This is a genomic window from Lampropedia puyangensis, assembly GCF_004833285.1.
Classification (GTDB): Bacteria; Pseudomonadota; Gammaproteobacteria; order Burkholderiales; family Burkholderiaceae_C; genus Lampropedia; species Lampropedia puyangensis.
The window spans coordinates 289,808-313,164 of sequence record NZ_STFG01000002.1 but is presented as its reverse complement, the minus strand read 5'-3'; the positions used below and the strand labels follow the sequence as shown (position 1 = coordinate 313,164).

General features: G+C 53.0%; 21 protein-coding genes. 10 read left to right on the top strand and 11 right to left on the bottom strand.

What is annotated here, in order from left to right; genetic code table 11:
* Together E9531_RS04325 and E9531_RS04320 are read left to right on the top strand one after the other, a co-directional pair.
* Window positions 1-705, top strand: a 705-nt coding sequence (locus tag E9531_RS04325; RefSeq protein ID WP_136572507.1) for an IS3 family transposase, incomplete at its 5' end; no start/stop codon positions are given.
* Window positions 706-1,260: 555 nt separating this feature from the next.
* Window positions 1,261-2,429, top strand: a protein-coding gene (locus tag E9531_RS04320) for an IS3 family transposase (protein ID WP_136572506.1) whose coding sequence is annotated in 2 segments (ribosomal slippage) — window positions 1,261-1,537 and window positions 1,537-2,429 — 1,170 coding nt in all. Because the reading frame shifts where the segments join, the coding sequence is not laid out codon by codon here.
* 24 nt (window positions 2,430-2,453) lie between these two features.
* Here E9531_RS04320 and E9531_RS04315 read toward each other — a convergent pair.
* The 7 genes from E9531_RS04315 to E9531_RS04285 all read right to left on the bottom strand — a co-directional run bounded on the left by E9531_RS04315 (window position 2,454) and on the right by E9531_RS04285 (window position 9,878).
* Window positions 2,454-2,711 (bottom strand): hypothetical protein, encoded by a 258-nt coding sequence (locus tag E9531_RS04315; protein ID WP_136572505.1) that lies wholly within the window; start codon window positions 2,709-2,711, stop codon window positions 2,454-2,456.
* A gap of 461 nt (window positions 2,712-3,172) precedes the next feature.
* Window positions 3,173-3,928 carry a DUF6602 domain-containing protein gene (locus tag E9531_RS04310; RefSeq protein WP_136572504.1) on the bottom strand — a complete coding sequence of 252 codons (756 nt, stop codon included), beginning with the start codon at window positions 3,926-3,928 and terminating at the stop codon, window positions 3,173-3,175.
* Window positions 3,929-4,239: 311 nt separating this feature from the next.
* On the bottom strand, window positions 4,240-4,998 hold the full coding sequence (qatD, locus tag E9531_RS04305; protein ID WP_136572503.1) for a Qat anti-phage system TatD family nuclease QatD: 759 nt from the start codon (window positions 4,996-4,998) through the stop codon (window positions 4,240-4,242).
* 12 nt (window positions 4,999-5,010) lie between these two features.
* Window positions 5,011-6,387: a Qat anti-phage system QueC-like protein QatC gene (gene qatC / locus E9531_RS04300; RefSeq protein ID WP_136572502.1), complete on the bottom strand. Its 1,377-nt coding sequence runs from the start codon at window positions 6,385-6,387 to the stop codon at window positions 5,011-5,013.
* Window positions 6,384-7,280 (bottom strand): Qat anti-phage system associated protein QatB, encoded by an 897-nt coding sequence (gene qatB, locus E9531_RS17630; RefSeq protein ID WP_211343366.1) that lies wholly within the window; start codon window positions 7,278-7,280, stop codon window positions 6,384-6,386. Before qatB ends, qatC begins: the two co-directional genes overlap by 4 nt.
* Window positions 7,281-9,236, bottom strand: coding sequence for a Qat anti-phage system ATPase QatA (gene qatA / locus E9531_RS04290; RefSeq protein ID WP_136572501.1), 1,956 nt, complete (start codon window positions 9,234-9,236; stop codon window positions 7,281-7,283).
* 396 nt (window positions 9,237-9,632) lie between these two features.
* Window positions 9,633-9,878 carry a helix-turn-helix domain-containing protein gene (locus tag E9531_RS04285; protein WP_136572500.1) on the bottom strand — a complete coding sequence of 82 codons (246 nt, stop codon included), beginning with the start codon at window positions 9,876-9,878 and terminating at the stop codon, window positions 9,633-9,635.
* A 399-nt stretch (window positions 9,879-10,277) separates the two neighbouring features.
* Here E9531_RS04285 and E9531_RS04280 point away from each other — a divergent pair, with 399 nt between their 5' ends.
* From E9531_RS04280 to E9531_RS04270, 3 genes are all read left to right on the top strand, one after another.
* Complete coding sequence (locus tag E9531_RS04280; protein WP_244609969.1) at window positions 10,278-10,757, top strand: hypothetical protein; 480 nt, start codon at window positions 10,278-10,280, stop codon at window positions 10,755-10,757.
* A gap of 84 nt (window positions 10,758-10,841) precedes the next feature.
* Window positions 10,842-11,297 carry a hypothetical protein gene (locus E9531_RS04275; RefSeq protein ID WP_136572498.1) on the top strand — a complete coding sequence of 152 codons (456 nt, stop codon included), beginning with the start codon at window positions 10,842-10,844 and terminating at the stop codon, window positions 11,295-11,297.
* A 206-nt stretch (window positions 11,298-11,503) separates the two neighbouring features.
* A complete protein-coding gene (locus E9531_RS04270) occupies window positions 11,504-11,956 on the top strand; it encodes a hypothetical protein (protein WP_136572497.1) in 453 nt (150 codons plus the stop codon).
* A 479-nt stretch (window positions 11,957-12,435) separates the two neighbouring features.
* Here the strand turns inward: E9531_RS04270 and gyrB are convergent, their stop codons facing one another.
* From gyrB to dnaA, 3 genes are all read right to left on the bottom strand, one after another.
* Window positions 12,436-15,018 (bottom strand): DNA topoisomerase (ATP-hydrolyzing) subunit B, encoded by a 2,583-nt coding sequence (gene gyrB, locus E9531_RS04265; RefSeq protein ID WP_136572496.1) that lies wholly within the window; start codon window positions 15,016-15,018, stop codon window positions 12,436-12,438.
* A gap of 368 nt (window positions 15,019-15,386) precedes the next feature.
* Complete coding sequence (gene dnaN / locus E9531_RS04260) at window positions 15,387-16,523, bottom strand: DNA polymerase III subunit beta (RefSeq protein WP_136572495.1); 1,137 nt, start codon at window positions 16,521-16,523, stop codon at window positions 15,387-15,389.
* Between the two features lie 264 nt (window positions 16,524-16,787).
* Window positions 16,788-18,410, bottom strand: a complete 1,623-nt coding sequence (gene dnaA, locus E9531_RS04255) for a chromosomal replication initiator protein DnaA (protein ID WP_136572494.1) — start codon at window positions 18,408-18,410, stop codon at window positions 16,788-16,790.
* Between the two features lie 694 nt (window positions 18,411-19,104).
* Between dnaA and rpmH the strand changes: the two genes are divergently transcribed.
* The 4 genes from rpmH (at window position 19,105) to yidC (ending at window position 21,916) form a co-directional block, all read left to right on the top strand.
* Window positions 19,105-19,242, top strand: a complete 138-nt coding sequence (rpmH, locus tag E9531_RS04250) for a 50S ribosomal protein L34 (protein WP_136572493.1) — start codon at window positions 19,105-19,107, stop codon at window positions 19,240-19,242.
* Window positions 19,243-19,315: 73 nt separating this feature from the next.
* On the top strand, window positions 19,316-19,942 hold the full coding sequence (locus E9531_RS04245) for a ribonuclease P protein component (protein WP_136572492.1): 627 nt from the start codon (window positions 19,316-19,318) through the stop codon (window positions 19,940-19,942).
* A complete protein-coding gene (gene yidD, locus E9531_RS04240) occupies window positions 19,935-20,213 on the top strand; it encodes a membrane protein insertion efficiency factor YidD (protein ID WP_136572491.1) in 279 nt (92 codons plus the stop codon). The genes E9531_RS04245 and yidD overlap by 8 nt, the downstream gene beginning before the upstream one ends.
* A complete protein-coding gene (gene yidC, locus E9531_RS04235) occupies window positions 20,210-21,916 on the top strand; it encodes a membrane protein insertase YidC (protein ID WP_136572490.1) in 1,707 nt (568 codons plus the stop codon). The genes yidD and yidC overlap by 4 nt, the downstream gene beginning before the upstream one ends.
* A gap of 123 nt (window positions 21,917-22,039) precedes the next feature.
* Here the strand turns inward: yidC and E9531_RS04230 are convergent, their stop codons facing one another.
* Complete coding sequence (locus E9531_RS04230) at window positions 22,040-22,690, bottom strand: pseudouridine synthase (protein ID WP_136572489.1); 651 nt, start codon at window positions 22,688-22,690, stop codon at window positions 22,040-22,042.
* 173 nt (window positions 22,691-22,863) lie between these two features.
* On the opposite strand from E9531_RS04230, the gene E9531_RS04225 reads away from it, so the two are divergent.
* A complete protein-coding gene (locus E9531_RS04225) occupies window positions 22,864-23,352 on the top strand; it encodes a GNAT family N-acetyltransferase (protein ID WP_136572488.1) in 489 nt (162 codons plus the stop codon).
* The last annotated feature ends 5 nt before the right edge of the window (window positions 23,353-23,357 follow it).

Sequence of the window (23,357 nt, the reverse complement as noted above, 5' to 3'; positions counted from 1 at the left end):
CAAATGCACCGAGAGGGCTTGCCCATTGCCCGCTGCACAGTTGAGCGCCTGATGCGCAAGCTGGGACTAGAAGGTGCACGCCGGGGTAAAAAGGTGCGAACCACACAGCCTGATATTGCAAGACCATGCCCACGGGATTTGGTTAACCGTCAATTCAAAGCACAACGCCCCAACCAGTTATGGGTGTCTGACTTTACCTATGTATCAACATGGCAAGGCCGGATGTTTGTAGCGTTTGTGATTGATGTGTACGCCAGGCGCATTGTGGGCTGGCGAGTGAGCAGCCACATGCGCACAGACTTTGTGGTTGATGCCTTGGAACAAGCGTTGTGTGCCCGGCAACCTGAGCAGGATACGGGTTTGGTTCATCACAGCGATAGGGGCAGCCAATATGTTTCATTGCGCTATACAGAACGTTTGGCAGAGGCTGGGTTGATGCCATCGGTGGGGAGCACTGGAGATTCCTATGACAACGCCTTGGCCGAAACCATCAACGGCCTATACAAAACGGAGGTCATTTACAAAAGAGGACCATGGAAAACGCGTGAATCATTGGAATTGGCAACCTTGCAATGGGTGCATTGGTTTAACCATGAAAGATTGCTAGAACCCATAGGACATATACCGCCTGCAGAAGCTGAGGCACACTACTGGCGGCAAGTTACCAAAACCGTGCAGGCTGACGCCTGCACTTCAACTAACTAGCCTCCATCAAATCCGGTGTGATTCATGCAGGCTGACGCCTGCACTTCAACTAACTAGCCTCCATCAAATCCGGTGTGATTCAGTACTTCCTCGTGGTTGGACACAGCATACCCGCGACAAATGGTGTATTCAGCGAGTTAAAGTCTTGCCTGTCCAGCTTGTATTTCTTGGCCGATCTCATAGCATGCTCCAGGGAGTGCTGTATGGCGCGCGCTAGGTCGTCCGCTGTGAGTTTTAAGGCCAGCATGTCGTTCGGCGTATATATGTCGTCATCGAAAAAGCCTCCTTTCTCAACCGGATTCGTTTCACATTCAAGGCGGACCATGTACTCAATCGGTTCAAGCTGGCCTATTGTCCTTTGCCGATGAGAGATACGAAGGTTCTGAAGATGTGTGGTGATTGAGTTAAGGTAGTGCTGCGCAGTCAAAGTGCTTCCAGCAAAAGCCACTAGAAGCTGACAGGATGAGTGCTCAGTTTGATAGCCCCTGAAGTGTGCTGGTCTAATTCAAACGGACACCTTAATAGGGAAACGTAACCCAGCCGAGGACCAAGAAGATGACCAAAAGAAGAGCAAGAAGAGACTTTGATGATGCCTTTCGGCTTCAAGTGGCCACGATGGTGGTCGAGCAAGGCCTGAGTCAATCGCAAGTGTGCCAAGACATGGACTTGAGCCGATCCGCGGTGAGCCGCTGGGTCAATCAATTGCGCCAAGAAAAGATGGGCCGCACCGGCCCAGGCAAACCGATTACGCCAGAGCAGCTGCGCATCCGTGAGTTGGAGAAACAGCTGCGAGAACTCGAATCAGACAATGCCTTGCTAAAAAAAGCATCTGCCTTCTTTGCCCGGCAAATCAAGTGATGGACAAGCTCATCACCGAGTTGGCAAAGAAGGCACCCCTTACAAAACTGTGTGCGCTGCTGGGCGTGAGCCGATCGGGCCTTTACGCACGGCGCACGCGGCAAAACCGAGCAAACCAGATTTGCGCTGACGCTGTGCGCGTCAAGGCGACGTTTGAGGCGAGCGATCAAACCTATGGCAGCCGGCGCATCAGTCAGGCCTTGCAAGCGCAAGGGCTTCGCATAGGGCGTCACCGTGCGCGTACCTTGATGCAAAAACACAGTTTGCGAGCCAGGTGGAAGAGAAAGTTCGTACACACCACTGACAGCCACCACCACTTGCTCATAGCTGGCAATGTGCTCGCACGCCAATTCACGCCGACAGCACCCGACACGGCGTGGGTATGCGACATCACCTACATCCGCACAGGCAGCGGCTGGCTGTATCTGGCTGCCGTCATGGATCTTTATGCGCGCCGCATTGTGGGCTGGGCAATGGCATCGAGCATGCATGCACAGCTCGTTGGCTGTGCTTTGCAGATGGCCATCAACAGCCGCAACCCAAAGCCGGGGCTGATTGTGCATTCCGATCGTGGCAGTCAATACGCCAGTGCGCAGTACAGCCAGCTCTTGGCCAAGCACCAGCTCATTGCCAGCATGAGCCGCAAAGGCAATTGCTGGGACAACGCAGTCATGGAGCGATTCTTCTTGAACCTCAAGATGGAGCGCACATGGCGCAAAACATACGCCAATCACCAAGAAGCGCGCTGCGATATTGCTGACTACATCGTGAACTTCTACAACCGTGTGCGACTGCATTCAACGCTGGGCTACTGCTCGCCTGCGATGTATGAGCGCAAATTCAGACAAACACAGCAACCAACCTGAAAATTCTTATCGCCGTGTCCGAAATTACTTGACCACTACAAGGTACCCACCGATGAAATATGGACGCCACAAAGTTGCTCGTACTTCGTAGATTTTCCGGAAGCCGCTGAGCAGCGTCTTCGGGAGGGGTGTATTGCTAGAAATAGTACTATCTGCGGCGATGAAGATGCCGCTGGGCTCGGCGGTCTCTGCTGCGTTCGATTCGCGCTTGGCGATGCTGCTTGGCCAAACGTAGCCAGCAGTTGGGTCGTCAAACATATAGCCAGCAATTACTAGAGTCATCTTTAGCCTCTTAGCTTGTGTCAATTGATTGGGAGTATCTCGTGTCTCTAGGCCACTGTAAGTGACCTTGGCGCGTTGGTGTCGAAAATTAGCCGGTCACGTTGCCCCGCTGCTTTGCACCCATCTGCTTCTGGCTAGAAGCGATACCGAAGCTGAGCAGGAGTTGCGCAGATGTCGCGAACACGCTGTCTGCACTCATTCGCTACGAATCTGTGTGAGACCTCTTTGTAGCCTTCAGAACTTTTTACCCGCTGCAGAGGAGTCGGAAAGTCGTCGCAGCTGCATTACCGTAAATAGCCTGAAGTGGTGGCCGCCTACCGGGATGCATGTTAGGACTGATTCTGGCCCATTTCAGGCAATACAAATGGCGATTTTCGACCCTACACAGACCGTAAAAACTCTAGCTTGTGGCATCAGGTGTATTTCTATGCTTGCAGGGGGATTTTCCCAAGAAAGCTAAGTTAGCCATCTGGAGCGTCAACACCCTTAAAATACACTTCTTGAGAATTGACATATGCCCCGGGATAAAACGGCCGGATTGATGTTTCCTCGGCTGCCAAAGTGTTCATAAAACCAGTGATGAACATGGAGAACTCAACATTCTCGATGGTCGAGTTTGACGTATCGACACCGTGCCACTTCTGCGTTGGTGTATCAAAGACCCAATACCCTTTGCCAATTACGCACAAGACCGTACAAGGTGGCCAGTCGTCTTTCGTATGTTTCATATACCGCTCTACTTCAGACCCATCGATGTCTGAGCCAAAAGCGAATAAGACTGTTGCCGGAAGCCCTCCGTTCGTTTTGTTTCCTTTTGCATCTACTTTGGGAAACGATTTCAAGTTCCGAATGGAACGAAATTTTTTGTTCGCATCTTTTAGCTCTGTTGCAGTTAGCGTTGATTTGATTTCGAAAACATATCTAACGCATTCAACTGGGAACAGGCCAAGATCTTTGCTTATGAGGATGGGCGGTGCGACCTTACGATGGTACACGACCAAGTCAATCTGATCTGATATGGATTGATATGTGTCGATGACTTTTCCTGTTCCACACGAAAAGCTTTGAGTTAGGAATGGTTCAACACACTCTCTCACTGCGAGTTCGCGAATCTCTCCTTCCATGCCACGGTGACCTATGTTCGAACACAAGCTATCTGCATTGTGTTTTGCGGCAGCAATCTTGTTCGCGATATATTCGAAATGCTTGGTTGCCATTTGAGGGTAATAACTAAATTAGACGATATGCAAACAACAGGCTGAATCGTCCAGTATTTCCTAGACACTTTTCAACATCTTAGTTCGGCTCCTTTTAAGCTGGTCTGTGCAGGCATCACTGTGGTGACCAACTCTAAATACCAACAGTCGACACAAAGTGCTAGTTCGACTGGGGTAATTCTCTAGATACTGCTTCGCAGCAGCAACTGCCCTTTATGTTCTTTTCCTGATTAACCCTTAAAGTTGAAATGCAGATGGCTGCAGAGCCAACTGAAGATCACCAGAAAAACAGGTCGATTACGATTTCCAAGTCATCTGCTCTGTTCAAGCAACTCGCGGAGATTTTGATTCATTTTCTTAATTAACGTCGAGACAGGAGTGTTGTGTAATTCAGCTAGCAGCTGCACTGTTTCTGCAACATCAGTGGGTTTTGATTGCCGACCAGCAGTTTCGGTGAAGGGCCCATCGGTTTCAGTAAGTAGCCGGCTGAATGGCAACGTCTTTATAAGAGCTGTGGCCCTCTCGCTCTTTAGCATATTACTGTTAACTGAAAAGTAGCACCCCATTTCGATAGCACGAGCCGCCTCCGACTTGGAGCCGTTAAACCAGTGCAGAATGACTCGATTGGATCCTGGCGGCAGGTGTTCTTCGATGTGATCAAGCACCGCGGTAGCGGTGCGCACACTATGCACACTGATGATCTTCCCTCCTGCTGCCGCACACGCTTTCAGCACTTGAGTGAAGACCGCTTTTTGGGCATCCAACGACTTGTAGAACCGAGGGCCAGCGTCTAGGCCAACCTCTCCGACGAACCGAGTCTGTGGTAACAACGACTCCCACAAAGCTATTTCAGCCGCTCGGCTGCTCACCAACTGGGGATGCAATCCCAAGGCCGCCCTGACGTGCTTAGTCTTTCGTGTTAGCTCGTGATTGCGGGGCCACGCTTTTGGGGTGGTTGTAACCGCGAGAGTGAACACGCCGGCGGCCTCTGCTTCATGAATAGCGGCGGCATGGTCGGGATAGAGATCGAGATGACAGTGAAAGTCGATGAGGCCTTGGATCGGAAGCATGGCTGACACCCTCTAGACTGGAGCGGTACGAACACCGGCAATTAGGTCGCCGACTTCGCTGAGGCCCCGGCGATACACCGCTGCCCATTGCTCTTCGTCTGCCATCACATCAACCAGTGATCCTGGCTTGTGTACCAACAGCCGGGCGATGTCGGGATTGGCCTGAATCCGCGCGATTGCATATTGGAACGAGCGAACTTGCTGTCCGATCGATTGGCTCGTGTCCAGGATGTGGGCGTGCAGGTCAGCTTCGGTATAGCTCGTATTGTCGCCGCCTCGGCCCCACGCGTGCTCCAACGCAGCGCGCCGGATCAGGCAAGGAAGGCAGTAGCCGCAATGCTCAATGCCTCTACCCTGCAGCCCCTGCCATCGCGCGCTGGCGGGGTGTGCGCAAGAAAGAGACGATGACGCGATCTCGCGCAAGGCAGCTTCGTTCTCGCACCCACGAACCATCTCTCCTTTCGTCAAGCTCCAGTATGGGTTCTCGACACGGCCTGCGACACCGAGTTGGGCAAGAAGGTCATTCCAACGAGCCAAGTAAAAGGGGTGGGTCGTCCTTGTGCTGTTGGATCCCAGACGCAACGGGTCAAGAGGTACGTTCAGCGCGATGAGGCCATTCTCGGGAACCCGGAGCGTGAAGCCGTCAGCGAGGCCAGTACCAGCCAAAGCTCCGAGGGCTATGAAGAGGAAGGAGCGTCCTCTCGTACTGTTCTCGGACTGCACATCTTTCACCAGGCCAACTGGAAACACCATATCGACACGTAGACGGTCAAACGGCCGGTTCGGGTAGCGCTTCTTCAAGAAGTTGAACAGTTTGTTCTGAGCGTCACTTGTTGCGCTCTCGCCGAAATGGCTGACCAGCAGAGGCTCGGCTTGACGCTCGAGCAGATCAATGGCGCCAATGAGGCTGTCCAGACCACCAGAGAACAAGCTGAGCGCTGTGAATGGAGGTGGAAGCAGAGAGGCTGCGTTCGCCGGAACAAGCGTCGCGAATCGCTCAGAGCGCTCACGGAACTGGAGTGCCCAGCGGTCCCCGGTTAAGAAGTTCAGTAGCGTGGTCAGCGTCCCAGTCGCTGCGGACCACGTGTCCGGGTCGTGAACCGGGATCACCAAACGAACTTCTCGGGTCCATGAGTCTTGAGATTCGTGGGCCCTTGAGATGCGCGTGTCTGCCGCGTGGACGTGGGCCGCAACAACCGCGAGATCAATCCCCATCTCTGAAGGATGGGCACCTAGCGCCTTGAGGCTGGTCAGAGCTGCGCCGATGCCGTGATCAAGCGTCCGATCACCGATGATCAGCTGTAGGTCGGTCAGTTGCTCGTCGTCGTTGACTTGGATCGGCGTACGGTCCTCTGGGCCGTAGCGGCCGGCAATTACGTGTCTCTTCATTGGTCGCTCTCCGCTTCGCCCCGGGCATGCAAGAACCTGAAGGCGTCTTCGTAAACCTGATCCACAAAGCTCTGGACCCGGTTTGAGCTCAGTGGGGCAGCACTGGGGCCACGGGCATCTGCCAAAGCGTCGCTCACCCCATTACGGATGAAATCGCGCAGCTGCGCCTCTACACGGATCGCTGCCTGCGCATCGGCCGGCATCGTGATGGCTTTGGTGCCAATGTCGTTGCAGATGCGCGCTTCGATGGCGTGCGTCGCGTAGATCTCGAAGACCGTCAACATCTGGTCGGCTGTGAGCGCGTCGAGATCTGTAATGCCAGCGGAGGTCAGTTCGACGATTGTTTCTACATAGGCTTCGCGTGCGATGCCCTCGTCGACAGTTCCCGCGCCCGGGCAAACATGGTCAGCCAAGCCAACCAGAATCTCAGGCAACGGTCTCCCGGCGAGTGACTCTAGGTTCAGCGTGCGCAGTGCCGCTTGAGGGCCGCGCGCCTGTGCGTCGGCGAGGAAGCTGACCAGTCGGGCGCCAGCTACACGCGATGCACCCATACGCTGAGCGGCTTGGCGAGAGCCGCCCGAAGCGGAGGAGACGTACTGAGAGACTGCTCTGCCTAGACTCGCCCGATCACTGCCCCCCGACCGTGCGAATCGGGTGAAATTCCCGCGCGGCGCTGTGTAACGATGGGGATCGGCCGCTGGTGGGATCGGCTGCCTCGGCGGCGTCCGCGGTGGCGTGATTGGTGGGTTCGGCGGGGGAGGATTGTTAGGAGGAGTGGGACTTGGCGTTGGAGAGGCAGGTCCAGGCGGGTTCCCGCCACCGTCATCACCAAGCCAAGAAGGCACGAGTGGCGTGTCGCCTCCTGGGCCGCCGTAAGCTGTTGAGGTTCCCATTTAGTTTTTGCCTTTCGGCTGTTTGGCAACCGCTTGTGCCGCAGCTCTCAACTCCTGGCTGCTCGGAGCTTTGCTCCACGAGTCCAGAAGCACTTCAAAACGCGTGATGCACGAACCTTCGGTGATGACGCCTTGCCATCCGCTGACAACCCAGGCGCCACAGCGCGACTTCGGCAGCGCCTCGAGAAAGTCGACCAGGCGTGCCTGCAACAGCGGCTGCGCTTGAACTAGGACCTTGAGCCCTGCGATGCCTTCAGGCGCTAGGTCGAACGTGTCCGCTCCTACAATTCTGCTGCGTATCGCCTCAAACACCTTGTCTGCTTCTGCAGGCTTCAACTGCTTGAGCTCTTCGAGGTATCCCAGCACAACCAGCCTGGGGCCAAACAACTTGTCGGCAACTGCGGAGAGGTGTCCGAGTGTTGAGATGGGGCCGAAGAAGTCCTTCTTGTCGCGTGTCACGAAAAGGTAAGGCCGGAGGTCAAGACTGCCGATCGCTGGCTGCACCCGGGCCCAAGAGCACATTGCCTCAGTGGCCTTCCACTCCTGGAGTGCAGCCGAGTCTTCCTTGACGGCCTTTCCAGCATCTGCCGTTTTGCTCGTTTTTGCATCGGCCGCAGGGATGGGTGCAGGCGGTGCCTGATCTGCGCTGGCGAAGGCTTCGAGGCTGGCGAGGTCTTGGCAATGTCCTTTCGGATGGACTGCAGCGACCGACGCAATCTGGTCAAAAAGCCGAGGGGTGAAGCGTTCCAGCAGCATGAGTTTGGCCAGCACCGGCAGCTTGATGTCTGCTCCAAAGCCGCGCGCCGCAGCGGTCTTTTCTCTGAGCAGCAGCGTGTTCAGGAACCGCTTGATCTGACGGGGATTGCCCTTTGCACCGCTTGCGAGTATGGGGCCAATCTGGTCGCTGAGCATCAATGCGTTGTGCGTCTTCTCCGCCTTGTCACCCAAGGCCTTCTTCACTGTGTCAGAGTCGAGGGCCGTACTTTCCCACGGGCGCTTCAGGCGCTCTCTGGCGACTTCGATCAGTTGCCCAAAACTGGCGTCGTCTTCCCCCAACTCCGCGCCGGCCAGCAGCAGTGCGACATAGATGCGGGTTTCCGTCTCACCCAGCGCGGGAATCCGGAATGGGACCTGAATGAGTTTTTCAAGGTAGTTCCGCGCGTAGTCGCGTGGTCCTGTCGTTTCAGGAAGGTCAGGAAAATGCTTGCGAACGGCATATTCAACCATCGCTTCATCCGCTGCCACCACGAAGGCGGTGCGTGATGTGAAAACGAGCAGCCGTATTGCTTCGAGGGTTTCAATCGCGACGTCAGGAAGACAGCGGTCTAAGTCATCGATCAGGACGATCAACTGGTCGACTTCTGCTTCGACCAGCAGCTTGTCAAATGCTTCACGGAACGCTTCGACCTCGCGAGGAACGCTCTTGGATTCTCGAGGCGTCATTACAGACTTCACGCCTTCGATCGCACCGTCGATGTTCTCTTTGGTCGCCAAGGCCGCGGGGTCGGAAAGCCAGCTTTGCAAAGTCGAAACTATGCCCGCGACTTGGTCTGGTGTCGGAATACCTGTGAATGCTGTCCATGCCAGCCCGCCGGCCTTCTTGGCGACCTTGAGAAGGTCGATACTCTTTGCGACTTCTTTGAGGGCCCCGGTGGCCTTTCTTAGTGCGGGCCGCTGCTCCAACAGGCCATCAACGATTCCGTCGATGAGGGCGATCTTGGCGTCTTCGAAGCCTTGAAACCGCCAGCCATTGAACTTGAGACAGAGGACCTTCTCGTCCTTCTCGAGTTGCGCCTCGACCATCTCCAGAACGCTCGACTTGCCGGCGCCCCAGTCACCGTGCACGCCTATCGTCACAGGACTTTCAGGGCGCTCCCTCAGTAGCGCGATGATCGTCTTAGCGATGGCTTCATTGTTAAGTAGGTCAACTTTCGTCTCGTTGTCTGGCAGGATCATCACGTATCCCTCTTAATCAATAAAATTTTCATTTTTGGACTCCCTGCCCAAAGGATCAGCTTGTCGAGTTTTTTTATTGAGCTAGTGGTCAAGCGAACTTCCGCTTTTGGCCGAAAGCGGAAATTGCACATTATTTTACAATGTGCTTCGACCTGCTATAAATAGCATCGAACCTCTAATTTAAGTGAGTGCAACTTTTTGAGTCGAATCAAAAAAAGCGCTGACTTTGGATGCTGCAAAAATCGTGTGTCCGCTTGTTGTACTCGGAGGAATCTGCGGAAAATCCCGGATGAGCAAATTCACTCCAGTGTCTGAAGAACTCTTTCCAACAGCACGAATCCCTCGCTGGATCTATGGCATCCTGCAATAGGAACCAGCAATAGTAGGCGCAACACGCTACTTAATATTGTCAGGGCCTACAGCCTCCGCAGGCAACTCAAGCAAAGCTGGGGCGGCGACCTCCAGCGTCTCTGCCAACTTGACGATGTTGAGCAGTGCGATGTTCCGGTGCCCGCGCTCCACACCGCCAAGGTAGCTGCGTGCTAGGCCACTCTCCAGAGCCAAACGTTCCTGTGACCATCCTTTGGCCTTCCTCAGCTCTATCAATCTCAAGCCAAAAAGCCTTTTGGGATCCGTCGGCATCCTTCTCTCCTAAAAGGAAAGGATGCTATGGGTACCCCTTATTTAAGGCCACGCCCAATAAGTTCCCGCTCTATAAGTGACATTTTATGGATATCGATCTAAAATGGACTCTATGAGTGACATTTTGGAGGGGTTATGTATAGGGTTCAGGAGAATAAAGTAACCGCGCAAGCAGGCAAACACCCGTGTGCAGAACGGGATGCCCTTGCTATTTCGCGTCGAAAGGAATTGCCTCATGTTGCACCCTGGTGTGCGGTGCTTGTGCCTATCTTGCTAACAGGGTGCGCAACGACAGGCGTCCAAGATGCATTCGGTTCCTTGAGCAATCTGGGGCAAACGATTTCAAGTGAACTCAGCCAGAGCATAGGCGGCTCTTCTACTGCCCAAAGCAGCAACAGCGTGCTAAGCACCCCCTTGCGCAATGTCCTGAAGAGCAACCTCTCGACAGATGGTCGCGCTCCTGAGTGGCCAAAGGTTGTGATTACCAACCTGCAAATCCCTGATGGTCAGATGACGATGGCTCGTAGCCTTTCGCTGAAGGCATCTGAGTGCATCAACTTTGACGCTGTGTTGTGGCGTGATGCCAAGCGAGTGGAGCGGTTTTCCGGCTTATCGCTTTGCGCCAAGGAATTGCCAAGGCAGTCCAATGACTTCGTGGTGACATGGAAAAGTTTCCCTGTTCCAGGCAAGACCACCGGGCAAGTCCGAGGAGACGGTCCAACACCGCTATACAACAAATTGCCGAGCGATCAGGCCATGGAGCAGTGGTTGCTGAATCAGTTCGGCCTGTACTACGTGGGTTCGCTGCTTACGGTGGTGGGCTACGACCCCAACTTCACAATCGATGAGCGGCGCTTCTGGATCAAAAATCTCAAATGAGCCGCTTGACCAGTCCAGCATTGAAATATCTTGATCAATGACTTTACGCTGGTCATATCCAAACATTTGCAATAGGCACTCGCCATGGCTTACCTCTACGACGAAAACGGGAATTACAAAGGCTCGATCACTGCACTGCCGGATATTCCTCAAGGAAGAATCACCATTCTTGCCTTGCTGGTGGGCATGGGTTGGTTCTTGTGGGATACGTTGCCGCAATGGCAAACTCTGCCACATCCCTTCAAATACATTGCGGCCTATTACTACTACCTGGTCATGAAACCATTGCAATGGTTTGGACCAATTTGGTCCTATGCATCCAGCCTGACTGGATACAAGAATCTCAATTATGTGCTTGGTGGTTTGGCTGTCACGGCGTACGGTTTAGTGGGTATTCCAATGTTGATAGGTGCTTTTATGGCTGTACTGCAGTTACTGCGCGTGCAGCGCTATTGGCGAACAATCCTATTGCTACCGGCAGCAATTGCGGCCTCATGGTTTGCTTTTGCTTTAACCGTGAATTGGCTGTTTCAAAAATAATTAAGCTCACATTTTTCGGGTACTCGCAAAAGCGCGTTGCTCGTCATGATTCACGGCCATCTCAACCCTCAACCTTTTGCTCTCGCTGTTCTCCGGTAGCTTTCGCATGGAAGTAGTCGAAGAAAATTTCACAACTGCGCAAGGTATGAGTCGACTGTTACCTGCTTACCGATCAAAAACCTGCTCTGCCTTTGAAAGGGCCATCAATGCTTCAATTAGAAAAGCGCTTCGAGCAACCCATGATGGCCTTCGCCGATCAAGAGCCACCAATTCGGCACTACCCGATTGCAGAAGTACTGGTGGGGCAACCTGTTTGGCATATCCATGGGGTGCTACCAGTCAAGGAGCTTGACGGCAGTATCTATCGTCGCCGCACGCACTTCATTGCCACAAAAGCAGGACTGGCAGCGGGGATTTTGCAAGAGAATCCATGGGAAAACGCTACCGTCTTTGTCATTGTGCCGCCTGCAATGACAGCATCACATCTGCCTGAAATGGCGAGATGTATGTCCTTGTGGGAATGCTGCGATCAGGATGATCCAAGTCTCACAGGCTGGGGATGCGATACAGATCAAGGTTCCTTTGCCGACCCCGCAGACGGTCTGACGATAGAGAACATAATAAAGGGGGGAACTCTTTGGCAAGTCGCTGCAACTTAAGGCTAGGCTTGCTATGTTCTTCCAGAGAAGAGCCACAGAGTTAATGCACCATGGCACAAAAACTGGTTCGATCTGAACACAAGTCAACCCGCCGAGCGCTGAAAAGCTTGCTGAATTCAACGCACCGCTCACAGAGACAGCGCTTGAGATGATCCAGCTGAAACACTCGATCAAAGTGGTGCGTTTTTTGTTAACGGCAAATCCCGCCAAGCTGTTAGAGCTGGTAAAACGGTCTCTCTCGTGACCACCCAAGGATTGATGAGCTAGCTTTGTTAGCCAGATGGTCTTTGTTTGCAATAGCGAAATCGAACAATCGGCTAAAAGTCAAAATTGGCCTGTTTGAGTGGAAGTTGGCGTCAGAGTGTGGTAATACTTAATTAACCTGACCAAAAACGAAACGCCCGGCATGTGCGGGCGTTTCGCTAAGCGCGATTTGCAAATACTGAGAATATTTGCAAGATCAATGAGAACCTACATCATCAAACATCAATATTGGCTGCGCGCAGAGCATTGGTTTCAATGAAATCGCGGCGCGGCTCCACATCGTCCCCCATCAGCATCGTGAACACTTGGTCTGCGGCAATCGCATCCTGAATTTGCACACGCAGCAAGCGGCGCACAGTCGGATCCATCGTGGTTTCCCACAATTGCTCCGCATTCATTTCACCCAAACCTTTGTAGCGCTGGCGGCTGGTGGTTCGTTCAGCTTCTGAAATCAGCCATTGCATGGCTTGATGGAAAGTCTTGACGTCCTGCTCTTTCATGCGCTCGCCTTCACCTCGTTGGACTTTGGCGCCTTCACCCATCATGCCGTTGAAGGCTTGGGCAGCTGCCGAAAGGGAGTGGTAATCAGCCCCTTTGGCAAAATCTTGGGTAATCAAACTGCTTTTGACGTTGCCGTGGTGAGTGCGACTGATGCGCAAAACCAGCTTCTCTGTACGTGGATCGGTCACGGCCTCTACAGTGGCGGGTTCGCTGACATGCGCACGGTCATTCAGACGCTCTTGCAACTCCTTGGCTGTGGCTTGCATTTCTTCCAAGGTTTCGGTATTCAGATGCACGCCATCGGCAATCGCTTGCAGGGCCTCATGGTCCATGTAGGCAGCCAAACGGGTGATGGTAGCTTGTGCTTTTTGATAGGTGGCGGCCAACTTTTCCAACTCTTCACCCCCCACAGGCTCAGCACCATCCTTGACATACACACGGGCATCGCGCAAAGCAATGCGGGTCAAGAATTGGTCCAACGCAGGCGCATCCTTGAGGTACAACTCTTCTTTTCCTGCCTTGACTTTGTACAGTGGTGGCTGCGCAATGTAGATGTGACCGCGTTCAACCAACTCTGGCATTTGCCTGTAGAAAAAGGTCAAGAGCAAGGTCCGAATGTGCGCACCGTCCACGTCCGCATCGGTCATGATGATGATGCGGTGGTAACGCAGTTTGGCCGCATTGAAATCATCCACGCCAGGCTTGTCATCGCCGCTACTGCGGCCAATGCCAGTTCCCAAGGCAGTAATCAAGGTCAGAATTTCGTTACTGGAGAGCAGTTTTTCATACCGCGCCTTTTCAACGTTCAAGATTTTGCCGCGTAGCGGCAAGATGGCTTGAAATTTACGGTCGCGCCCCTGCTTGGCAGAGCCGCCAGCGGAATCACCCTCGACAATGTAGATTTCACACATGGCCGGGTCTTTTTCTTGGCAGTCTGCCAACTTGCCCGGCAGTCCCATTCCATCAAGCACCCCTTTGCGGCGTGTCATTTCACGCGCTTTGCGCGCTGCTTCACGGGCTTTAGCGGCTTCGACGATTTTGCTGCAAATCATCTTGGCGTCATTGGGTTTCTCCAGCAGGAAGTCGGTCAGTGCTTTGGCAACGATGTCTTCAACCGGCGCGCGCACTTCACTGGAGACCAGCTTGTCTTTAGTCTGACTGGAAAATTTAGGTTCAGGCACTTTGACTGATAGCACGCAGTTCAAACCTTCGCGCATATCCTCGCCCGTGACCTCGACCTTGTCCTTTTTCGACAAGCCATTTTCTTCAATGTACTTATTGATTACGCGTGTCATCGCAGCGCGCAACCCGGTTAAATGGGTGCCACCATCGCGCTGCGGGATGTTGTTGGTAAAGCACAGCACGGTTTCGTTATAGGAACTGGTCCATTGCATGGCCACTTCCACGCCAATTTCTGTACCAGGAATACCACCATAGCTTTCAGCAGGCCGATTGCCATTGGCATAAAACGTGGTGGGATGCAGCACTTGTTTGCCCTTGCTGACAAACTCCACAAAGCCTTGCACACCACCGCTGCCAGCAAAATCATCCTCTTGGTTGGTACGCTCATCCAGCAAGCGGATACGCACGCCATTGTTCAAAAAGCTCAACTCGCGCAGGCGTTTGGCCAGAATGTCGTAGTGAAATTCGTTGTTTTGCTGAAAGATTTCTGTATCAGGCAAAAAGTGCACGCGAGTGCCCCTCTTACTCGTCTCACCGACCACTTGCATAGGAGAGACTTCCACACCATTGACGACTTCCACTTGGCGATTGAGCAACTTGCCGCGCGAGAACTCAAGCTTATTTTCCTTGCCCTCACGACTGACCGTGACAACCAAAGAGGACGACAGCGCATTCACGCAAGAGACCCCCACACCATGCAAACCACCAGAGACCTTGTAGCTGTTTTGGTTGAATTTGCCGCCCGCATGCAGCTCGGTCAAAGCGATTTCAGTAGCCGAGCGTTTGGGCTCGTGCTTATCGTCCATTTTGACGGCGGTTGGAATACCACGGCCATTGTCTTGTACTGAGAGCGAACCATCTGCGTGAATCGTGATGAGAATATCGTCACAGTACCCAGCCAAGGCTTCATCAATGGAGTTATCCACCACCTCAAACACCAAGTGATGCAAACCCGTACCATCGGAGGTATCGCCAATGTACATGCCTGGGCGTTTACGCACCGCCTCCAGCCCTTCCAGAATCTGAATCGAACCTGCGTCGTAATCAGCTGGTGCGGCAGTTGACTGATTGCTTTCTGGGTTCTCGGAAGGATCTGGTTGCTTGGTATCGGTCATATGCGAATCTTTCTTTCTCTGGCAAGGCTGGAGGTCATCAGCGATTGCACTGGGTACTGGCTGCTCACGCTTGGTTGCCATTGCATCTCATCGCGCTACTAAGGATCCACCACACGATGAGTGCTTGCTGCGCTGAGAGGGAGATCAAACCAAGCTAAGCAATAAGCTGCACTGCTTTAGGCTTGGAGATGGGTTGTGTGAATCGGTCAGTAATCGTCTGGCTTTGCTTGCTAAATACGCCAGCATTGAAGGGCATTGAGGGAATTTTGCGCTGGATTTGAGCTTCATAAATGAGGCTAAAACCGGCAAAAACAAGCACATCTCAAAGCGCAAGAGCCGCCATTGGCAGCTCTTGCAGTGCAGCGCCCTTAAATGCGCATCGGCATCACCACGTACTTGAAGTTGGCATCCCCTGGAATGCTGATCAAGGCAGAACTGCTGCCATCCTCAAACGACAGGTTGACCATGTCTTGCTGGATATTCGAGAGCACATCGAGCAGGTAGCTGACATTAAAGCCCGACTCGACCTGCTGGCCACCATAGTCGATTTCCAACTCGTCCTGGGCCTCTTCCTGCTCGGCATTGGCCGAGGTGATGCGCAGCACACCTGGCTCAAAATTCAGGCGTACACCTTTGAACTTGTCGGTAGTCATGATGGTCATGCGCTGCAAACTGGCCTGCAAAGCCTGACGCCCCAAAGTAACCACATTGCTGTAGCCCACAGGAATCACACGGTTGTAATCTGGAAACTTGCCTTCAACCAGCTTGGTCACGAACTCCAGACCATTGAAGCTCAGTTTGGCCTGGTTGTTGGCGAACTGGAATTGAATCATCGCCGGTGGCGCGTCTTTATCGTCGCTCGGCTTAGCATCACGCAGCAAACGCTGCAATTCCATCACTGTTTTGCGCGGCAAAATCACTTCTTGCTTGGGCACATCCGCATCCAGCGTTGCCGATGCAAACGCCAAACGGTGGCCATCAGTAGCCACCAAGCTCAATGTACGGCCTTCTGCAACAAACAAAATCCCATTCAGGTAGTAGCGAATATCCTGCACAGCCATGGCAAAAGAGACTTGGCTGAGCAAGTTTTTCAACACCGCCTGCGGCACAGAAAAAGCAGGCCCATAGTTGGGTGACTCTTGCACCAACGGGAAATCGTTCGCAGGCAATGACTGCAATGTAAAACGGCTCTTGCCCCCTTTCAATACGAAACGGTCTTGAGAGGCTTCAAGTGTCACTGTCTGGTCGGCTGAAAACGTGCGCAAAATCTCAATCAGCTTGCGGGCACCGATGCTGGTTGAAAAATCAGTTGCTGCATCACCACCAAGATCTGCTGTGGTGCGAATTTGCACCTCCAGATCACTGGTGGTCAATTGCAAGGTATTGCCTGTTTTGCGCAGCAGCACATTGGCAAGGATCGGCAGTGTGTGCCTGCGCTCTACGATGCCCGCGATCGATTGCAGAACCGATAGCACTTTGTCCTGAGGGGCTTTAAAAACAATCACCTTGTCTCTCCATGAATGAAAGGGGTTGGGCCTATTGAGAAAACGCAGCGCAGTTTTGAACACCGCGCTCGATAGTTGGGTACAAAAACAACATTTGCCGCATGCAGCGCCTCTCGTTGAGCATGGCCTGAGGCTGCAACAGGAAAAATGCTATTTTCCCCTAAAAAAACAATCTATTGCACTATCTCTTAATAGAACATTATGACGGCGAAAAGTCCCGCACATAGCGGCCTTATCAGTCAAATGTGACTTAAGCCGCGCACATCAACGCTTAAGCGTTTGTTCAAGTACGTGAAGTTGTTGATTCAACTCAATTTGCTGCTGACGCTCTTGTGCAATTTTGCGCACTGCATGCAACACCGTCGTGTGGTCGCGCCCACCAAACAGCTCTCCAATTTCTGGCAAGCTCTTTTGCGTCAACTCTTTTGAGAGATACATCGCAATCTGGCGAGGCCGCGCAATACTGGCTGGCCGTTTCTTGCTGTACATGTCGGCCACCTTGATTTTGTAAAAATCAGCCACCGTTTTTTGAATATTCTCCACACTGATCTGGCGATTCTGAATTGAAAGCAAATCCCGCAACGCCTCACGCGCCACAGGGATAGAAATGTCTTTGCTGTTGAAACGGGCATACGCTAGCACTTTGCGCAAGGCACCTTCCAACTCGCGAACGTTGGAACGCACATTTTTCGCGACAAAAAAGGCCACATCCTCAGACAAGGCAATGCCTTCAGCCTTGGCTTTGTTGATCAAAATCGCTACTCGCATCTCCAACTCAGGCGGCTCAATAGCCACTGTCAGGCCTGCATCAAAACGCGAAACCAAGCGCTCATGGATATCCGTCAAGCCCTTGGGGTAGGTATCGCTTGTCATCACAATGTGCGACTTCTTCGATAGCAGCGCCTCAAATGCGTTAAAGAACTCTTCCTGAGTACGCTCTTTACCCGCAATGAACTGCACATCATCAATTAACAGCAAATCCAACGAGTGGTAGCGCTGCTTGAGAGCATCAAACGTCTTGCGCTGGTAGGACTTGACCACATCGGTCACGAACTGCTCCGCATGGATATACAACACCTTGGCCTGCGGTTGATCACGCAGCACCTGATTTCCCACGGCGTGCATTAAGTGGGTCTTACCCAAACCAACACCCCCATAGATAAACAGAGGGTTGTACAGTTGGCCCGGCGCATGGGCCACATGCAAAGCAGCAGCACGCGCCATGCGGTTGGCCGAACCTTCAATCAAATTCTCAAAGGTCAACTGCGGATTTAGGCGAGAAGGAACAGGCTTGGCAGCACTACCATCCTGCCCTGCGGAAACACCCTGACCATGAGCACGACCATCTTGCATGTCGTCCGATTCAAAGCCATTCGAACGCACAACTGGTGCAGTCACTTCGCCATCGTGATCTGCATAACGCATTGCTTGCGTCGCTCGATGGGCTTGTTCAGACCCTGGCGGCTGATCAAGCTGCGCCAATAAATCTGCCTGCACCCGGTTAACCAAACTCTCCATATCGGCACCCGCTGCCGCTGCAGGTGGTGGCGCCACACGTGCCGGGCGTCGCACAACACGCCCGGCAGCACCAGCCACCGCGCCACCTCGGGCAGCCACACCCAGTTCAATACGCAACTCGCGCCCACTGAGCTCATTCAACAGCCCAACAATGCGCTCCAAATACCGCCCGCGAATGTAATCCAGCGCGATGCGATTAGGCACTAATAGCTGCACCGTAGCACTGGCTGGCATATATTGCGCACGCAAAGGCTTAAGCCAAGCCCCAAACTGCTGGGACGGCACTTCCACGGCCAGCCGATCCAAGCATTCCTGCCATAGACCATCATCTGCCGCATTCGCCTGACCTTGTTGAAACTCTTGATCCATTACTTTTGCCACACAAACATTCTCCCGACCGCAAGACACAGCCAAACCGTCACCACAGCAGTCACGCAAACTTTAAAAGCCCAAAAAAAAAACAAAGAAATAAATTAAAAATCAAACACTTAAAAAAAACAAACCACACCAATTCAAGTACGCCAAACAGACGGCAAAACCAAGGAGAAAAAGAGCTCAATTATAGGCCCATGCCACCCCTGACAAAAAGTTATCCACAGCCTTTTTTCACACACATCACCAATTGATCAACACTTTTCCTTGGCGCCAAACCCAAGCCATGAGATAATCTACGGTTTGCTTTGACTGAGCCGGTTATTTGCATTCATTTCAAAACCATTGGCAGCGCCTTTTGTGGAGCCTTTGATTAAGAAATGGTGGGTTTTAGTGAGGTTGCTGACTTCGTTTTTTTTATTACTGTGAGGGCCTTTTAGGCTTTTATTGCTCTTAAACATTTAAGGGTCAATGCATACGGTAACAGGAAAAACCAAGAGCACACTCCACAGAAACCCACCTCCTAGCGATAAGAGGGTGCAGTAGCCGCTTGCGGTTATCGATGAGTGGCTTGATGTCAAAACAGGCGCTGATAAGGCTTTTGCGAATGCCTTGTTGGCGTAAAGACAAGCACGGGCAGAAGTTTCCGAGTCCAAAGCGTCGCATTCCATCAGTTCAGAGGTGAATCATCATGAAACGTACATACCAACCATCCAAAATTCGTCGCGCACGCACCCACGGTTTTCTGGTGCGCATGAAAACACGCGGCGGTCGCGCCGTAATCAACGCACGCCGTGCCAAAGGCCGTAAGCGTCTGGCTCTGTCCTGAGCATGATGCGCACAAAGCCTGCTTGCTCTAACCTCTCGGTCACAAGCACGGTTTTGCGCGCAAGCTGCGGCACATGAGCATTCGCCATCTCAAAACCCGCAAACAGTTCCAGAGCATGCTGGCCCATCCGCCTATTGCTAAAACAAGCCATTTTTGCTTACACCAAGTGTCGGCACAGGCATTGTTTGACGCAAAGGATGGCGCCTTGCTGTTTGCCTCCCCACCTGATCTTGCCAGTATTGGTGAGTCGTCATGGTGGGTAGGTGCGTTGCTGCCTAAACGCTGGGCCAAGCGGGCCGTTACCCGCAATTTGATTCGCAGGCAGGTGTATGCCCTTGCGCTGGAGTACAGTCGCGCTCCGCAGATGTTTGCCCCTGATTCACACGCGCTATTGATTCGCTTGCGATTGAGCTTTCATCCCGGTAATGCGAAGTCGCCATCCAAGGGATCAAAAGTGTCGCGCCACCAGCCTTACGCTACCAAGAGTGCTAATCAGCAGGGTCAAACGGAAGCAGTGCTCGCCAAAAGCGCTTCCTCTCCATTGTTGGCGGCACGTGTACGGGCCCAACTGGTCAAATTGTTTGAGCGCGCTGCATTGCAATTGCAGCAGCAGCCTATGACGCCACAGCAGTCTGCCCTCACTCAGTCGCCACCATCTCCTCACCCCCTGCTGACACAAAAGGTGGGGCACGATGCGTGAGCTCCTTGTGGGATTGGTTAAACTGTACCGCCTCCTGCTGAGTCCTTGGCTGGGCAGTGCGTGCCGGTTTGAGCCTACATGTTCACAATATGCCATCATGGCACTGCAGCGCCATGGCGCTGTATGCGGATCATGGCTGACTGTGTGTCGTCTTGCTCGCTGCCACCCTTGGTGCAAGGGCGGGCATGATCCAGTGCCTCAGGATTGCTCCTCAGGCATTTTTTCACGCTTGCTTTCTTCTTCCCCCTCTTCGTCCAAGAAGTCCTCATGAACGATATTCGCCGCTCCATCCTTTGGGTGATCTTCGCGTTCTCCCTGATTCTGCTGTGGGATCGTTGGCAAATCCATAACGGCAATAAAGCCCTATTCTTTCCGCAGCCAACACAAACTGCTGATGCTTCTTCGCAGGCACAGGTGCCTGGTACGCTCAACAGTGCTAACGCCTCACCAGAAATTCCCGCTGCCAGCAATGCATTAGCCAACGCATCCTCCTCAGATGTACCCGCAGCCACACAAGCGGCTGTCGCTGAAGCGGCTGAAAATGTGGTCGTCACCTCTGATGTGTTCAAACTGACGTTCAGCACCGAAGGGGGCTCACTGAACCGCGTGGAACTGCTGCAATACCAGAACGACCAGAAAAATGGACATGAGGTGTTGCTCGACCAAAGCGCCACACGTGCCTACGTCGCACAGACAGGTTTGCTGGGGGGCAATTTCCCCAACCACAAAACCATCATGAAAGTGGTGGATGGCCCACGCACGATGGCTGATGGACAGGACAGCCTGACTATTCGCTTTGAATCGCCCGTCCAAGATGGCGTGCAGCTGGTCAAGACATGGACACTTCAACGTGGCCGCTACGACATTGCCGTTCGCCATGAAGTGATCAACCAGAGCGGCGCCAGCATCACCCCACAGGTGTATGAGCAACTGGTACGCGATGGCGGAGAAATCAGCAGCGGCGTCATGTTCGCGGGCACATTCACAGGTCCGGCTGTCTACAGTGACGAGGAAAAATTCCAGAAGGTCACCTTTAAAGACATCGACAAAGGCAGCACAAAGTTCCAGAAAAACAGCGACACAGGCTACGTAGCCATGGTGCAGCATTATTTTGCTTCCGCCTGGATCTTGCCTGAAGGAGTTGCTCGGGAGAACTTTGTGCGCCGCCCAGGCAACGGTCTGTATTCGGTGGGCTCCATTGCACCATTTGGCACGATCGCAGCCGGCGCGAGCCAAGCACTTGAATCCACATTTTTTGCCGGTCCTCAGATCGAAAAAGAAATGCAAAACATCACTCCAGGCCTGGAGTTGGTGAAAGACTACGGCATGGTCAAAGTACTGGCTAAGCCACTGTACTGGCTGCTCGATAAGCTCCACGAATTTATCGGCAACTGGGGCTGGTCGATTGTTGCCTTGGTGGTGCTGCTGAAAATTGCTTTCTACTGGCTCAATGCCAAGGCCTATTCCAGCATGGCCAAGATGAAGGCAATCAACCCGCGTGTAATGCAACTGCGCGAGCGTTATAAAGACAATCCGCAGCAAATGCAGCAAGAGATGATGCGCATCTACCGCGAAGAAAAAGTCAATCCACTGGGCGGATGCTTACCTATCGTGATTCAAATGCCATTTTTCATTGCGTTGTACTGGGTGCTGCTCTCCAGCGTGGAAATGCGCCAGGCGCCTTGGATTGGCTGGATTCATGATCTGTCAGTGCCAGACCCATTCTTTGTATTGCCATTGCTGATGATGCTTTCATCCTTGCTGCAAGTGGCACTGAATCCGCAACCACCAGACCCACTGCAAGCCAAGATGATGTGGATCATGCCTTTTGCGTTCAGCGTGATGTTCTTCTTCTTCCCGGCAGGTCTGGTGTTGTATTGGTTTACAAACAACGTGCTGTCGATCGCACAACAGTGGGTCATCAATACCCGCATGGGGGTTCCTCCCCAATTCAATTTGCCTAAGTTCAAGTAACTCTGTGCCCATGACAGCAAAAAGCCGCCTTCTTATGGAAAGCGGCTTTTTTATTTGTAAGCCATACTTGTTGTCATGCGTCATGCCTACAGTTCTCGCCAGAACACCCAACTAGGCAAGTCATTAAAAAATGGGAGGCACCGCCTCCTCGCGCCATGCACCTTGCGGCAATCCATCCAAGGTCCAAGGCCCAATACGCACACGCACCAAGCGCAAAGTAGGCAAGCCTACCGCCGCTGTCATTCGGCGTACTTGGCGGTTACGTCCTTCCGTGATCGTCAAGGCCAGCCAACTGGTGGGAATCGCCTGGCGAAACCGCACTGGCGGATTGCGCGGCCACAGCTGTGTTTGCGCATCGTCTGGCAACCGATGCGCTTGGGCAGGCAGGCTGATTCCGTCCTTCAACTCCACGCCCTGGCGCAACTTGGCAAGTTGAGCTTCAGTCACCACCCCCTCCACTTGCGCCCAATAGGTTTTCTCCATCTTGTGGTCAGGATGCGCAATGCGTGCCTGCAGCTGCCCATCATTGGTCAACAACAACAAACCTTCGCTATCGCGATCCAAACGGCCTGCAGGATACATTCCGGGCACATTCACATAATCAGCCAAAGTGGCACGGCCTTCGGTGTCAGTGAACTGCGTCAGCACGCCCCAAGGCTTGTTGAACAACAGCAATCGCGGAGGCTCCACCATGGACATGGGGCTGCGCACCTTAGATGAGCGTCGCACCACAGGACGACGCGCTGCGCCAGCAGAATAGAAAGATTTACGCATCACACGCCTCGGTCGGCCAAACAAATAGAGAAAGATAGCGCCATTCAATAACCGTTAAGAATTAGGATTCGAAGCGCGTTAAACGAGGGCCGTTTATCGACAGCAAAACACACAAATATGCGCAGCAATACGGCATGGCAAGCGGATAATTCGAACCTTCTGAAAGGATTTGCATGTCCATCCGACCCTACCAAATGGGCGACGAAGTCGCCATCAGCCGCATTTACAACCACTATATTTTGCACTCAAGCGCAACCTTTGAAGTGGAGCCTTTATCTGCCGGACAAATGCAAGAGCGCATTGAAAAATACACAAAATCCTATCCTTGGCTGGTATATCTGTTGGATGAGCAGATTGTCGGCTACTGCTATGCCAGCCAGTACCATTCGCGAGACGCCTTCCGCCACACAGTCGAGCCCAGCGTATATGTCCATCAGGATTTTCATGGACGCGGCATAGGCCACGCACTCTACGCCGAACTGCTTTCACAACTGGCACACACCGATTGCCACACCATCATCTCCGCTATTGCATTACCGAATGCGGGCAGCGTTCGCTTGCATGAGGCATTCGGCTTCACCCAAGTCGGCCACCTGGCACAGGTAGGGCACAAATTTGGGCAGTGGATTGATTTGGGTTACTGGCAAAAAACATTGAACTAAAGCCT